The sequence below is a fragment of the Arthrobacter sp. Y3222053 genome (genome assembly GCF_059092805.1).
Genome location: NZ_JBNHIA010000003.1, coordinates 444011 through 458756 on the forward strand (window position 1 = coordinate 444011; position 14746 = coordinate 458756).

11 protein-coding genes are annotated in these 14746 nt (G+C 72.4%); 7 read left to right on the plus strand and 4 right to left on the minus strand.

Annotated elements, in window-relative coordinates:
- Window positions 1–2 precede the first annotated feature (2 nt).
- Window positions 3–1628, minus strand: a complete 1626-nt coding sequence (locus AC5RUW_RS10115) for a PucR family transcriptional regulator (RefSeq protein ID WP_494160568.1) — start codon at window positions 1626–1628, stop codon at window positions 3–5.
- 149 nt (window positions 1629–1777) lie between these two features.
- Between AC5RUW_RS10115 and AC5RUW_RS10120 the strand changes: the two genes are divergently transcribed.
- From AC5RUW_RS10120 to AC5RUW_RS10150, 7 genes are all read left to right on the plus strand, one after another.
- The gene (locus AC5RUW_RS10120; protein WP_494160569.1) at window positions 1778–3268 is read left to right on the plus strand and encodes a CoA-acylating methylmalonate-semialdehyde dehydrogenase; all 1491 of its coding nucleotides are present in this window, start codon (window positions 1778–1780) and stop codon (window positions 3266–3268) included.
- A 27-nt stretch (window positions 3269–3295) separates the two neighbouring features.
- On the plus strand, window positions 3296–4675 hold the full coding sequence (locus AC5RUW_RS10125; protein ID WP_494160570.1) for an aspartate aminotransferase family protein: 1380 nt from the start codon (window positions 3296–3298) through the stop codon (window positions 4673–4675).
- A 3-nt stretch (window positions 4676–4678) separates the two neighbouring features.
- Window positions 4679–6124, plus strand: a complete 1446-nt coding sequence (locus AC5RUW_RS10130) for an NAD(P)/FAD-dependent oxidoreductase (RefSeq protein ID WP_494160571.1) — start codon at window positions 4679–4681, stop codon at window positions 6122–6124.
- An 87-nt stretch (window positions 6125–6211) separates the two neighbouring features.
- Complete coding sequence (locus AC5RUW_RS10135; RefSeq protein WP_494160572.1) at window positions 6212–7705, plus strand: aminobutyraldehyde dehydrogenase; 1494 nt, start codon at window positions 6212–6214, stop codon at window positions 7703–7705.
- Between the two features lie 100 nt (window positions 7706–7805).
- Entirely contained in the window at window positions 7806–8819 is a 1014-nt protein-coding gene (locus AC5RUW_RS10140) for an HNH endonuclease family protein (RefSeq protein WP_494160573.1), read from the plus strand.
- Between the two features lie 129 nt (window positions 8820–8948).
- A complete protein-coding gene (putP, locus tag AC5RUW_RS10145) occupies window positions 8949–10451 on the plus strand; it encodes a sodium/proline symporter PutP (RefSeq protein WP_494160574.1) in 1503 nt (500 codons plus the stop codon).
- A gap of 111 nt (window positions 10452–10562) precedes the next feature.
- A complete protein-coding gene (locus tag AC5RUW_RS10150) occupies window positions 10563–10964 on the plus strand; it encodes a DUF302 domain-containing protein (RefSeq protein ID WP_494160808.1) in 402 nt (133 codons plus the stop codon).
- An 87-nt stretch (window positions 10965–11051) separates the two neighbouring features.
- On the opposite strand, the gene AC5RUW_RS10155 is transcribed toward AC5RUW_RS10150, so the two are convergent.
- The 3 genes from AC5RUW_RS10155 to AC5RUW_RS10165 form a co-directional block, all read right to left on the minus strand.
- Window positions 11052–12020 carry an L-lactate dehydrogenase gene (locus tag AC5RUW_RS10155; RefSeq protein ID WP_494160575.1) on the minus strand — a complete coding sequence of 323 codons (969 nt, stop codon included), beginning with the start codon at window positions 12018–12020 and terminating at the stop codon, window positions 11052–11054.
- A 138-nt stretch (window positions 12021–12158) separates the two neighbouring features.
- Entirely contained in the window at window positions 12159–12854 is a 696-nt protein-coding gene (locus AC5RUW_RS10160) for a GntR family transcriptional regulator (protein ID WP_494160576.1), read from the minus strand.
- Window positions 12838–14652 carry a gamma-glutamyltransferase family protein gene (locus AC5RUW_RS10165; RefSeq protein ID WP_494160577.1) on the minus strand — a complete coding sequence of 605 codons (1815 nt, stop codon included), beginning with the start codon at window positions 14650–14652 and terminating at the stop codon, window positions 12838–12840. The genes AC5RUW_RS10160 and AC5RUW_RS10165 overlap by 17 nt, the downstream gene beginning before the upstream one ends.
- Between the last annotated feature and the right edge of the window lie 94 nt (window positions 14653–14746).

Here is a 14746-nt window from a genome sequence, read left to right on the forward strand (position 1 = left end):
ACCTACCCCAGCCCCTGCCGCTGCCGAAGCCGATGAAGCAGCACCGCAACATGCAGCGAGGTGCGTGATTCGGCGTCGTCCAGGCTGACGCCCAGCCGGGCCTGCAGGCGCTGCAGCCGGGCGTAGAGGGTCGGGCGGCTGAGGTAGCCGCTGCGCGCCAGCGCCGTCTTGTTGCCGCCGCTTTCCAGAAACCGTTCGAGCAGGTCCAGGTCCGCGCCGTCGCCCTCCGCCAGCCCGTGCAGCTCGGCCTCGGCGAAGGACACCGCCCGCGGATCCTCGCGCAGCAGGGACAGCAGCCCGCGCAGGCGGACGTCGGTGGAGCGGTAGTAGCGCCGCCCGCTCCGCGGCAGGGTCGCGGCGGTCTGCGCCACGTGCGCGGCCTCGTCGAGGCCGGCGGCGGCCGCGGCCAGGGAGGCAGCGGCCCGGCCGACGCCGGCGGTCCAGTCCAGCGGTTCATCGGCCGCCGCGGTGCGGGCCGCGAGGTCCCCGCAGATCCGCTCCAGCAGCCCGTCCTCGAGCATCCGGGCCGGCAGCGCCAGCAGCACCGCCACCTGGCCGGTCTGCAGCGCGGCGGCCAGCGCGGTGTTGCGGCTGGCGGCGAGGACGGAGCCGAGGACCTCCAGCAGGGCGCGTTCCTTGCGCTGCAGGGACATCGGATCGGTTCCGCTGCCGGCGGCCAGCTGCAGCACCAGCGGCAGGTAGGCCGGCGACGGCGCCAGGCCAAGCGCGACGGCGCGGGCCAGGGCCGCGGCGTCGTCCCGGGCGAGCGGGGCCCGCAGTTCATGGATCAGCCCGGCCTGGGCCTGCTGGGCCAGGCCTGCCTGGTCACGCTCGGCGAGCCGGTTGATGGACAGCGCCTGCCCGGCGCGTTCGAGCACCATGGCCGCCTCCGCCTCCACTGCGCCGCCGGGGGGAAGGCAGGGCGCCACCAGCCGCCCCCAGCGCTGGCTGCCCTGCCCCACCGGGGTCTGCAGCCAGCATTCATCCCCCGCCGTGCCGGTCTCCGCGGTGGCCCTGGCGGCCCGCGAGCGCCGCTGCCAGTCCTGCAGCAGGTCCTGGGCGGGAACCGCCGCCGCGGCGAAGGCCACCACCAGGTGCGCGGTGTCCTCCAGCACCACCGGCGTCCCGAGCAGCTGGGCCGCGCGGTCTACGATCTCCTGCACCCCGGCGCTCTGCAGGCTCAGCAGGGTAAACACCTCGTGCACCTGGCGGGCCTTCTCGACCTGCTCCAGCTGCTGCGCGACGATCCGCCGGTGCACCACCTCGGTGACCTCCACGAAGCGGATCTGCCGATGCAGCCGGATCACCGGGAGGCTGCTCCCCCGCGCGCCTTCGGCGAGCGCCGCCGCGGCGGCCGGGCGGGTGCCCGGTATCTCCACGAGCACCCCGGCGGCGCCGGCGCGGCCCAGGCCGTCGAGGTAGTCGGCGGCGGCCGTGCCGGACTCCCCGAAGGCCAGGCCCGTGGTCAGCACCAGTTCTCCGCCTTCCAGCAGGTCCGTCAGGCTCGGCAGCTCGGCGACGTGCGCCCACCGCACCGGCCGGTCCAGGGTCCCGGCGCCGGCCAAGACCTCAGGTTTTCCCGCGCGGACCACGTCCAGCGCCAGCACGTCCTCCAGGGTCAGGCTCATGGCTGGAGTCTAGGGCGGCGACACCCCGCCGTTCTTACACACTGTCAATGTTTCCCGATATTTCCTGACACTTCGGCCATTCTCAGCAGCGCAGCAGGCCGCGACGATGGTCGAAAGACTCATCACCGGCACGAGGACCAGGAGCACCCATGCAGACCACCCGGCACTGGATCAACGGGGCCTTCACCTCCCCCGCCGACTCCCGCCTGGCCGACGTCACCAACCCGGCCACCGGAAAGGTGACCTCCCGGGTGGCGCTGGCCTCCCCGGCCACCGTGGATGCCGCCGTCGCGGCCGCGGCCGAGGCCTTTCCCGGCTGGCGGGACACGTCCCTGGCCCGGCGGGTGCAGGTGCTCTTTGCGTTCCGTGAGCTGCTGAACTCCCGCAAGTCGGAGCTGGCGGCGATCATCACCGCCGAGCACGGCAAGGTGCTGGACGATGCCCTGGGCGAGATCAGCCGCGGCCAGGAGGTGGTCGAGTTCGCCTGCGGCATCCCGCACCTGCTCAAGGGCGGCTACACGGAGAACGCCTCCACTAAGGTGGACGTGCACTCCATCCGCCAGCCGGTGGGCCCGGCCGCGATCATCAGCCCGTTCAACTTTCCCGCCATGGTGCCCATGTGGTTCTTCCCGGTGGCCATCGCCTGCGGCAACACCGTGGTGGTCAAACCGAGCGAGAAGGACCCGACGGCCGCGAACTGGCTCGCCGAGCTGTGGCAGGAGGCCGGACTGCCCGACGGCGTGTTCAACGTCGTGCACGGCGACAAGGAGGCGGTGGACACCCTGCTGCACCACCCGGACATCCGGTCCGTCTCCTTTGTCGGCTCCACACCGATCGCGCAGTACGTCTACCGGGAGGCCACCGCCGCCGGGAAGCGGGTCCAGGCCCTGGGCGGGGCGAAAAACCACATGATCGTCCTGCCCGACGCCGACCTCGACCTGGCCGCCGACGCCGCCGTCAACGCCGGTTTCGGTTCCGCCGGCGAGCGCTGCATGGCGATCTCCGCCCTGGTCGCCGTCGAACCGATCGCCGACGAACTGGTCGCGAAGATCGCCGAGCGCACCCGCACCCTGCGCATCGGCGACGGCCTGCGCGGCACCGACATGGGCCCGCTGGTCACCGCCGCGCACCGCGACCGGGTGGCCGGCTACATCGACGCCGGCGAGGCGGCCGGCGCCTCCGTGGTGGTGGACGGCCGCGCCGTGGACGCCGACGCCGAAGGCGGGGGCTTCTTCCTCGGCCCCACCCTCTTCGACCACGTCAGCCCCGACATGTCCATCTACACCGACGAAATCTTCGGCCCGGTGCTCTCCGTGGTCCGCACGGCCAGCTACGACGAGGCGCTGGCCCTGATCAACGCCAACCCGTACGGCAACGGCACCGCGATCTTCACCAACGACGGCGGAGCCGCCCGCCGCTTCGAAAACGAGGTCGAGGTCGGCATGGTCGGCATCAATGTCCCCATCCCGGTGCCCATGGCCTATTACTCCTTCGGCGGCTGGAAGAACTCGCTGTTCGGCGACTCCCACGCCCACGGCGCCGAGGGCGTGCACTTCTTCACCCGCGGCAAGGTCGTCACCACCCGCTGGCTCGACCCCAGCCACGGAGGCCTGAACCTCGGCTTCCCGCAGAACGCCTGACCGCGCCACACAACGGAGCACCCATACATGAGCATTGCCGCAGACAACATCACCGTGACCGACGAGGAACTGGCCGCCGGACGCCGCGCCTATGAACTGGACCGCCGGCACGTCTTCCACTCCTGGTCCGCGCAGAAGCAGATCACGCCCATGGCCGTCACGAGGGCCGACGGCGCCTACGTCTGGGACGGGGAGGGCCGCAGGCTGCTGGACTTCTCCTCGCAGCTGGTCAACACCAACATCGGCCACCAGCACCCCAAGGTGGTGGCCGCCATCCAGGCGCAGGCCGCCAAGCTGTGCACCGTCGCCCCGCAGTACGTCAACGACGCCCGGTCCGAGGCCGCCCGCCTGGTCGCCGAGCTGACCCCGGGCAACCTGGACACGGTGTTCTTCACGAACGGCGGGGCCGACGCCGTCGAACACGCCATCCGCATGGCCCGGCTGCACACCGGCCGCTACAAGGTGCTCTCCGCCTACCGCTCCTACCACGGCGGCACCGCCCTGGCCGTGAACGTCACCGGCGACCCGCGCCGCATCCCGAACGACTACGGCACCGCCGGGACCGTGCACTTCCACGCCCCGTTCCTGTACCGCAGCCAGTTCCACGCCACCACACAGGAGGAGGAGTGCCGTCGGGCGCTGGACCACCTGGAGCAGCTGATCCTGCTCGAAGGCCCCGGCGCCTTCGCCGCGCTCATCCTCGAGTCCATCCCCGGCACCGCCGGCATCATGGTGCCCCCGCCGGGCTACCTCGCCGGAGTCCGGAAGATCACCGAAAAGTACGGCATCGTCTTCATCGCCGATGAGGTGATGGCCGGCTTCGGCCGCTCCGGCAAGTGGTTCGCCGTCGAACACGCCGCCGGCGTGGAGCCGGACCTGCTCACCTTCGCCAAGGGCGTCAACTCCGGCTACGTTCCCCTCGGCGGCGTCGCGATCTCCGACGGGATCGCCGCGACCTTCGCCGACGTCCCCTATCCGGGCGGCCTGACCTACTCCGGCCATCCGCTGGCCTGCGCCGCGGCGGTCGCCACCATCGGCGCCATGCGGGAGGAAGGCATGGTGGAAAACGCCGCCCGGCTCGGCGCCGAGGTGTTCGGGCCCGGCCTGGCCGCGCTCGCGGAAAAGCACCCCAGCGTGGGCGAGGTCCGCGGCACCGGCGCCTTCTGGGCCATCGAGTTCGTCACCGACCGCGCCACCCGGGAGCCGATGGCCCCCTACGGCGGGTCCAGCCCGGCCATGAACACGCTGATCGCCGCCTGCAAGGAGCGCGGGCTGCTGCCGTTCGCCAACTTCAACCGCATCCATGTGGCCCCGCCGCTGAACCTCACCGATGACCAGGCCCGCACCGGGCTGGGCGTCCTCGATGAAGTGATGGCCATCGCCGATACCTACACCACGGGCGGATAGGGCATGCTCACCTCCTACGACCTCGCCGAACGCGGCCTGTCCCCGCAGCGCACCGCCCGCTCCCTCGCCGACGCCTCCACCGAGCCGTACTGGCTGGACGACCCCGACCGGCCGGACCCGCTGCCCGCCCTCGCCGGCGACGCCGCGGCGGACCTCGCCGTCGTCGGCGGCGGCTACGCCGGGCTGTGGACCGCGCTGATGGCCAAGGAACGGGACCCCGGCCGGCGGGTCATCCTGCTCGAGGGCCGGCGCGTGGCCTGGGCGGCGTCCGGGCGCAACGGCGGGTTCTGCGAGGCGTCGCTGACCCACGGAGACGCCAACGGGCTGAAGCACCTGCCCGGCGAAGCCGACCTCCTGAACCGGATGGGCCTGGAAAACCTGGACGAAATCGCCAAGACGGTGGCCCGCTACGGCATCGACTGCGGCTTCGAGCGCACCGGCACCATCTCGGTGGCCACCGAACCGCACCAGGTGCAGTGGCTGCAGGACGAGGCCCGCGCGGCCGGCGGGGACCCCGACGTCGTCTTCCTGGACCGGGACGCGGTGCGCAGCGAACTCGATTCTCCGCTCTACCTGGCCGGGCTGTGGGACCGCAGGCACGCGGCCCTGCTGCATCCGGCGCGGCTGGCCTGGGGACTGCAGCGCGCCTGCCTGGCCGCCGGCGTCGAAATCCATGAGCACACTCCGGTCCGCGCCCTCGCGGAGGGCGGGGACCGGGTGCGCCTGGCCGTCGACGGCGGCACCGTCACCGCCGCCCGCGTGGCGCTGGCGACCAACGCCTTCCCCTCGCTGCTGAAGCGGACCCGGCTGTACACCGTTCCGGTCTATGACTACGCGCTGATGACCGAACCGCTCACCGACGGGCAGCTGGCCGACCTCGGCTGGCGGAACCGCCAGGGCATCAGCGATCTCAACAACCGGTTCCACTACTACCGGCCCACCACCGACCGGGACGGGCGGACCCGCATCCTGTTCGGCGGCTACGACGCGGTCTACCACTACGGCCGCTCCCTGAAGCCCGGACACGACCAGCGGCGCGAGACCTTCGAACGCCTGTCCGCGCACTTCTCGGCCACGTTCCCCCAGCTCGGCGACGTGCGTTTCAGCCACGCCTGGGGCGGAGCCATCGACACCTGCAGCCGCTTTTTCTCCTTCTTCAGCACCGCCTGCGGCGGGAAGGTCGCCTATTCAGCCGGGTACACCGGCCTGGGCGTGGGTGCCACCCGGTTCGGAGCCAACGTGATGCTGGACCTGCTCTCGGGAGAATCCACCGAGCGGACCCGGCTTGAGATGGTGCGCCGCAAGCCGATTCCCTTTCCGCCCGAGCCGCTGGCCTGGGCCGGGGTCAAGCTCACCACCGCCGCCATGATCCGTGCCGACCGCCGGCAGGGCCGGCGCGGTCCCCTGCTGAAGGTGCTCGACGCCGTCGGCATGGGCTTCGACTCCTGACGGCGGCGCCGCCGCCCGCCCTCGTCCGTCCGCTTCCCCTCTGCCCGTTCCTGCTGTTGTCCGCCACTACCCCACCCGGAGCACTCCATGCACCAGTTCAGTGAAGGCCACCTGTTCATCGACGGCCGCTACCGGACCGGCCGCGGCGCCGAAGCGCGGCGGATCGATCCGGCGACCGGGGAGCCGGCCGAAACCCTGCGCTACGGGGATGCCCGGGACGTCGACGACGCGGTGGCCGCCGCCGCCCGGGCGTTCGGCGGCTGGTCCCGGCGCACCCCCGGCGAGCGCGCCGAGGCACTGCACCGGCTGGCCACAGAGCTGGACGCCAGGGCGGCTCTGCTGGCCGGCGTGGAAACCGCCCAGACCGGCAAGTCCATCCGCATGTCCGCCGAGTTCGACGTGCCCGGCACCGTGGACAACGCCGCGTTCTTCGCCGGCGCGGCCCGCCAGCTGCACGGCCTCGCGGCGGGCGAGTACGGCGCCGGCGGCACCTCGATGATCCGGCGCGAGGCGATCGGCGTCATCGGCTCGATCGCGCCCTGGAACTACCCGCTGCAGATGGCCGGCTGGAAGATCCTGCCCGCCGTCGCCGCCGGCAACACCATCGTGCTCAAGCCCAGCGAACTGACCCCGGGTACGTCGCTGCTCTTCGCCGAGGCCGCGGCCGCCGCCGGGATTCCCGACGGCGTCATCAACATCGTCACCGGCACCGGGCCCGAGGCCGGCGAGGCCCTGGTGACCCACCCCGACGTCGTGATGACCTCCTTCACCGGGTCCACCGGCGTCGGCCGCCGGGTCATGGCCCTGGCCGCGCGGACCGCCAAGCGCGTCCACCTGGAGCTGGGCGGCAAGGCGCCGTTCCTGGTGTTCGACGACGCCGACGTCGAGGCCGCCGCGCACGGCGCGGTGGCCGGGGCCATCATCAACGGCGGGCAGGACTGCACCGCCGCGACCCGCGCCTACATCCAGGCCCCGCTGTTCGACGCGTTCACCGCCCGGGTCGCGGAGCTGATGGACGCGGTGCGGGTGGGCGACCCCGTGGATCCCGACACCGACCTGGGCTCGCTGATCAGCCACGCGCACCGCGACAAGGTGGCCGGTTTCGTGGACCGGGCCCGCGCGGCCGGCGCGAAGGTCCTCGCCGGCGGCGAGGCACCCGGCGGCAGCCTGGCCGGCGGGGCGTTCTACCGCCCCACCCTGGTCACGGGCGTGCCGCAGGACGCGGAGATCGTGCAGCAGGAAGTGTTCGGCCCGGTGCTCACCGCCCTGCCGTTCGGCAGCGACGACGAGGGCCTGGCCCTGGCCAACGACACCGCCTACGGGCTGGCGGCCTCCGCCTGGACCCGGAGCCTGGACCGCTCGCTGCGGGCGGCGGCGGAGATCGAGGCCGGCTGCGTGTGGATCAACGACCACATTCCGATCGTGTCGGAGATGCCGCACGGCGGGTACAAGGCCTCCGGCTTCGGCAAGGACATGTCCGCGTACTCCTTCGAGGAGTACACCAACGTCAAGCACGTGATGATGAGCCGGGACCCGGCCGCGCACAAGGACTGGCAGGACACCGTGTTCCGCCGCCGGTAGGAATATGGGCAGGGCGCCGGGCACGGCGCCGGGAGCCGGGAGCCGGGCCTGCCATAGGATAACGGTGGTCTTTTCGTCTTCCGGAATTGAAGTTCTGCCCATGCGCTCCCCCGCCGCCCCGTCCTCTGCCTCCGCCCTCCGCCGCCTCGGCGTGCTGCTCGCGGCCCCGCTCCTGGCCCTGTCCGCCGCCGGCTGCGAGGCGGATGCTCCGGCCACCGCCGCCGGGTCCCAGGCGGCATCCTCCGCCGCCGGCGTCCCCGCCCAGCCCACGGAACCGCAGGCGGCCACCGACGCCGGGGCGGCGCCCCCGGCGGACGGCACCGGCGCCGGGCCCGCCGCGATCGATGTGCTGGCCACCCTGCCGGTCAAGGGCCGCGCCCCGAAGACCGGCTATGACCGGGAGCAGTTCGGGCAGGCCTGGGAGGACGTGGACCGCAACGGCTGCGACACCCGCAACGACATCCTCAGGGCCCAGCTCACCGACGTCGTCTTCGCCAACGCCGGCGGCTGCAAGGTCGCCTCCGGCACGTTGGCCGACCCCTATACCGGAAGCACCATCTCCTTCGTGCGCGGCCAGGACACCAGCACCGCCGTGCAGATCGACCATGTGGTGGCGCTCAGCGATGCGTGGCAGAAAGGCGCCCAGCAGCTCAGCGCCGGGCAGCGCCGCGCGCTGGCCAACGACCCGCTGAACCTGCTGGCCGTGGACGGGCCCACCAACGCGGCCAAGGGCGACGGCGACGCCGCCACCTGGCTGCCGCCCAACCGCGGCTACCGCTGCGCGTATGTCGCCCGGCAGGTGGCCGTAAAGGCCGCGTACTCCCTGTGGGTGACCCAGGCCGAACACGACGCCATTGCCGGGATCCTCGCCGGCTGCCCGGGCCAGGAGGTCCCCGCCGGCGGGGCCGCGGCCGGCGCCGCCGACGCCGACACAGCGCCCGCGGCCCCGGCGCCCGAGGCCGTGGTGCCCGGACCCGCCGTCGGGCCCGGAACGGACACGTATTACGCGAACTGCGCTGCCGTCCGCGCCGCCGGCGCGGCGCCGATCCGCCAGGGAGATCCCGGCTACCGGGCCGGCCTGGACGGCGACGGAGACGGAACGGGCTGCGAATAGCAAATTAGCCGTGCCGGTGTGGCCTTGGCATACTGGTGGGCGTTTGTGGCCTGCGCCACCGCGGCAGGCCGCGGACGGAGGCCGCTGGAACCGACACCTACGTGACACGCGACCAACCGGAACGGCTACATGACTGACGAAACGTACAAGCTGATTGCCCTGATCCTCTACCTCGCCGCAATGCTCGGCATCGGCTGGTGGGCCTACCGGCGGACCTCAAACCTGGACGACTATATGCTCGCCGGACGTGGGCTGAAGCCAGGAGTTGCCGCCCTCAGCGCCGGGGCGTCGGACATGTCCGGATGGCTGCTTATGGGCCTGCCCGGGGCGATCTACCTGTCCGGGCTCACCGAGGCCTGGATCGCCGTCGGCCTGACCGTGGGCGCGTGGCTGAACTGGAAGTTCGTGGCGCCGCGGCTGCGCACGTACACGCTCGTGGCCAACAATTCGATCACCGTGCCGTCCTTCTTCGAGAACCGGCTGCAGGACCGCACCCGGCTGCTGCGCGTGGTCTCCGGGGTGATCATCCTGGTCTTCTTCACCTTCTACGTCTCCTCCGGCATGGTCGCCGGCGGCGTGTTCTTCGAGTCCTCCTTCGGCTCCAGCTACACCACCGGCATGCTCATCGTCGGCGGCGTGACCATTGCCTACACCCTGTTCGGCGGGTTCCTGGGCGCCAGCTACACCGACGTCGTGCAGGGCCTGATGATGCTGCTGGCGCTGATCGCCGTGCCCGTCACGGGCCTGTTCCTGGTCGGCGGCCCGTCGGGGATGACCGAATCGCTGCGGGAGATCGACCCGGCCATGCTGAACCCGGTCACCGGCACCACCGCCCTGGCCGTGATCTCCGCACTGGCCTGGGGGCTGGGATACTTCGGCCAGCCGCACATCATCGTCCGGTTCATGGCCCTGCGCTCCCCCGCCGACGCCGTCGCCGGCCGCCGCATCGGCGTCGGCTGGATGCTGCTCAGCGTCGTCGGCGCCGTGCTCACCGCACTGGTCGGCGCCGCGTACTTCCAGCAGAACAACCTCACCCTAAGCGACCCCGAGGCCGTGTTCCTGACCATGGCGCAGGTGCTGTTCCACCCGCTGGCCGCCGGGTTCGTGCTCGCCGCCGTGCTCGCGGCGATCATGAGCACGATCTCCTCGCAGCTGATCGTCACCTCCTCGGCCCTGGTGGAGGACCTGTACAAAATCGTGGTGAAGCGCGAGGCCTCACAGCGCGCCATGGTGATGCTCGGCCGCGGCGCCGTGCTGGTGGTCGCGGTGGTGTCGGTGCTGCTGGCCCTGGACCGCAGCAACTCGATCCTGGACCTGGTCGGCTTCGCCTGGGCCGGCTTCGGTGCCGCCTTCGGCCCGACCATCCTGCTCTGCCTGTTCTGGCGGCGGCTGACCGTCGCGGGGGCCCTGACCGGCATGGCGGCCGGAGCGGTCACCGCGTTCGCGTGGGGCAGCTCCGAACTCTCCGCCACCCTGTACGAGATCATCCCCGGCTTCGCCGTGAACCTGCTGCTCGCCGTCGTTGTGTCCCTGCTGACCAAGGCCCCGGCCGGCCTGGACGCGGACTTCGAGGAGGCCGGCCGCCTGGCCCGCCGCGACGGTGCGGCCCCGGAGCAGGCTCCCGCACGCTGACCCCTGCGGCGGCCCGGTGCCTTCCGCCGGTGCGACGGCGGTGCCTACCCTGAAAGGAAGCCGTCCGGCAGCCCGCCGTGCGGCCCTGACCGGGAGGCCGTCGTGGAAAACATGTACACCGTAGCCATGCGCATGCCGTTCAACGAAGCCGTGCGGCTGACCAAGGAATCCCTCGCCGCGCACGGTTTCGGGATCCTCAGCGACTCCGACCTGGCTGCCCAGCTCGGGACGGACGCTCCGGCGGAGCTGGGCGACTACCGCATCCTGGGGGCCTGCGACACGTCGTTGATGGGCGAGGCGCTGGCACTGGACCCGGCCGCCGGCACCATCCTGCCGTGCAACGTGGTGGTCCGGCAGGAACGCAACGATCCCGTCACCGTCGTGGAGGCCATGTCGCCGCAGACCCTGTTCGGCCGGGCCGCCGAGCAGCAGCTCCAGGACGTGGCCGCGCAGACCTCCCGCGGTCTGGAAGCGGCCATGTCCACTTTGCGCGCATCCGCCGGGCCGGCCTGATCCCGGCCCGGCGGAGCCCCGGCGCCCGGGCCTGCCCCGGGCGGTGCGGCGCCGCCGCGGCCGACCCGGCTGAGCGGGCCGTCCTGCTCAGCTGCTGATGCCCAGCTTGGCCAGTTCGCCCTGCAGCTGCTCCGCCGAGGCCATCAGCTGGCCGTGTTCCTTCTCGCTCATCGGCATCTCCAGCATCGTGTACACCCCGCCGGAGCCGACGACGGTCGGCAGCGACAGCGCGACGCCGCTGATCCCGTAGGTTCCGGACAGGTCCGCGGACACCGGGAGCACCGCGTTTTCCGCCTGCAGCACCGCCTCTACGATCCGCACCGCGGCCAGGCCGATCGCGTAATTGGTGGCGCCCTTCCCTTCGATCACCCGGTAGGCGGCGTTGACGACGTCGTCAGTGGCAGCGGCCAGGAACTCATCGGTGAAGACCTGCCGTCCGCTGACCCGCCAGTCCTGCAGGGGCACCGGGCCAATGGTGGCGTTGGACCAGACCGGGAACTCCGAGTCTCCGTGCTCGCCGATGATGGTGGCGTGCACGCTGGTCATCAGCACGTGGGCTTCCTTCGCCAGCAGCCAGCGCAGGCGCGAGGTGTCCAGCACCGTGCCGGAGCAGAAGATCCGGTTCCGCGGCAGGCCGCTGATCTTCTGCGCCGCAATCGTCAGCACGTCACACGGGTTGGTGACCAGGACGTAGACGGCGTCGGGCGCCTGTTCCATCAGCTGCGGCATCAGCTTTTCGAGGATGCGGATGTTGGCCCCGGCCAGGTCCAGACGGCTCTGGCCCGGCTGCTGCCGCGCACCGGCCGTGATGACGATGATGTCCGCTCCGGCGAGGGCCTCGATGTCCCCGCCGCCGGTGACCGTGCTGGCGCCGGTGAACTGCGTCCCGTGCGCCAGGTCCAGGCCCTCGGCCTCCGCCCGGGTGGCATCAATGTCGTACAGCGCGATCTCGCGGGCGGCTTCCCTGATGATCGCCGCGTAGGCCAGGGACGTCCCCACGCTGCCGGCGCCGACAATGCCGAGCTTGGTAACGGGAACGGTGGTGATGTTGGCCATGACAAGCCTCGCTCACGGTAGGAGGGTTCCCCCTTCCCTGGAACTATAGGCGGCACCTCCGTGAATGGGAACGACCGCCGACGGCTCCGGCCCGCCGCCTGCCGCCCCGCCCGGGCCGGGCCCGCGCCGGATCCGCGCTCAGTTTACGAAGCGGCTCAGGTACCCGCTGCCGGACCGGTGGACGTGCCCCCGCATCAGCTCCCCGGCCCGCTTCCCGTCGCCGGCGTCCACCGCCGCCATGATCCGGCGATGTTCGGCCCAGGAGTCCTTGCCGCGGTTGTCGACGTCGGCCGCGTACAGCCATTCGATCTTGCCGGCGAGCTGGCGCAGCAGCGCGGTCAGGGAGCGGCTGCCGGCCAGTGCGGCGACGCCCAGGTGGAAGCGCACGTTCAGTTCCGGCAGCAGCTCCAGCCGCCCGGCGGCGACGGCGGCGTCCCCGGCGTCCAGGATCTCGGCCACTTCCCGGCGTGCCTGCCACCAGGCCTGGTCGGGGGTCCCGGCGGCCAGCTGCGCGGCTGCAGCCAGGGCCGCCCGCCGCGCCGTCGCGGCTTCCACCACCTCCCGGACCGCGAAGAGGTCTTCGGCTTCGTCGGTGGGGATCCGGGCCACGGTGGAGCCGGCGTACTTCTTCGACTCTACGAAGCCTTCCGCCTCCAGGGCGCGCAGTGCTTCACGCACCGGGACCCGCGACCGCCCGTATCGCCGCGCCAGCGACGCCTCGGTGATGCGGGTGCCGGCGGGCAGGGCGCCGAAGATGATGTCCCGCCGGATCTCGTCCTCCACCGGCGGCCGGCTCCCGGCGGCGCCGGCCGCCGGGTCAGCGGCCGGCGGCATAGCCCTGGGCGCCCCGCGGGTTGGCCGCGGCGCGCAGCCGCCCGTCCGCCGGGTCCTTTTCCACCGTGGACAGGCGGCCCAGCGCCCAGTCTCCGGCCCGCGTGATGCGGTGGCCGCGGGCTTCGAGCCCGGCAATCACGTCCTCGCCCAGCCGGTCCTCGACGACGGCGCCGCCGGGGGTCCAGGTGCGCGGCCAGAAGGAGCCGGGAATGGAGGTGGTGTGCAGCGCCGGAGCATCCATCGCCTGCTGCGGCGTGTAGCCGCCGACGATCCGGCGCAGCAGGTAGAGCAGCTGCCACTGGTCCTGCTGGTCGCCGCCGGGTGAGCCGAGCGCGGCCACGGCCAGGCCGTCCTTCAGCACCAGCGTGGGGGTGAGCGTGGTGCGCGGCCGCCGGCCCGGGGCCAGGGTGGACGGGCCGCCCTCCTCCAGCCAGGTCATCTGCAGCCGCGAGCCGAGGCAGAAGCCCAGCTCGGGGATCGTCGGGGAGGACTGCAGCCAGCCGCCGGAGGGGGTGGCCGAGACCATGTTGCCCCAGCGGTCCACGACGTCGATGTGGCAGGTGTCGCCCCTGCTCTCCCCGGTGGGCGAGACGGTGGGTTCGCCGACGCCGGCCGGGCCGGTGCCGCCGGCGGAGGCGACGGCGGGCGGCATGTATTCGGTCCGCAGCGGCGGTGTGAACGGGGTGCGGCCGGGCAGCTGCCCGGGCCGGAACCCGTGCGAGGCCTCCTCGGTGATCAGCGCCCGGCGCGTGGCGGTGTACTCCTCGCCGAGCAGCACATCCAGCGGCACGTCGGCGTCCCCGTACCAGGCCTCGCGGTCCGCGATGGCCAGCTTCTGCGCCTCGAGGATCAGATGCGCGCCCTCCACAGTGGACGGATCAAGCAGCTCGTCGTCGTATCCGGCCAGGATGGCCAGGGTCTGCAGCAGCGCCGGACCCTGGCCCCAGGCGCCGGTCTTGGCGATGGTGTGCCCGCGGAACTCATAGGTCACGGCCGGTTCGTACCCGGCTTCGAAGCCGGCGAAGTCCTCGAGCGTCATCACCCCGGCGTGCAGCGTGCCGGAGGAGTGCATATGCGGGTCCTGGAGGAATTCGACGGCGGCGCGGGCCACGAAGCCCCCGCGCCATTCGGTGCGGGCGGCGTCGATGCGCTCCCCGCGGCCCGCCGCGCCGGCCCCGGCCTTGATGAGCCGCTCCAGCACGGAGGCGTAGGCGTGGTTGGTGACCAGCTCACCGGGCCGCGGCGGCCGCCCCTGCGGCATCCACTGGGCGGCGGAGCTGGGCCAGTGTTCGGTGAACAGGTCGGCAACGGCGGCAATGGTCCGGGCGGCCTGCGGCATCAGCGGGTGCCCGGCCCGGGCGTAATGGATGGCGAAGTCGAGCACGTCCGCCAGCTCCCAGGTGCCGTGGTCGCGCAGCAGCAGCAGCCAGGCGTCCACGGCCGCGGGCACCGCGGCCGCGAGCGCACCGGAACCGGGCACCAGTTCCAGGCCCTCGGCGAGGTAGTGCTCCCGGGTGGCGGCGGCCGGGGCCGGGCCCTGGCCCATCAGCACCACCGGCCGGCCCGGGTCCTCGGCGGTGGCGAACAGTCCGGTCATGTCCCCGCCGGGTCCGTTCAGGTGCGGTTCGACGACGTGCAGCACGAACGCGCCGGCGACGGCGGCGTCGAAGGCGTTGCCACCGCGCTCCAACACCGCCTGGGCGGAGGCGGTCGCCAGCCAATGCGTCGAGGCGCTCACGCCGAACGACCCTTCGAGGGTGGGCCGGGTGGTGAAGGGATCGGGTGCGGTGTACGGCACGGCGTGTCCTTTGCGACGGCGGAGCGGCGGGTGCGGCCGACGACGAAGCCGGGCCGGTTTGCATACAACCTAAACGTTTCCTGTGATTTCGTAT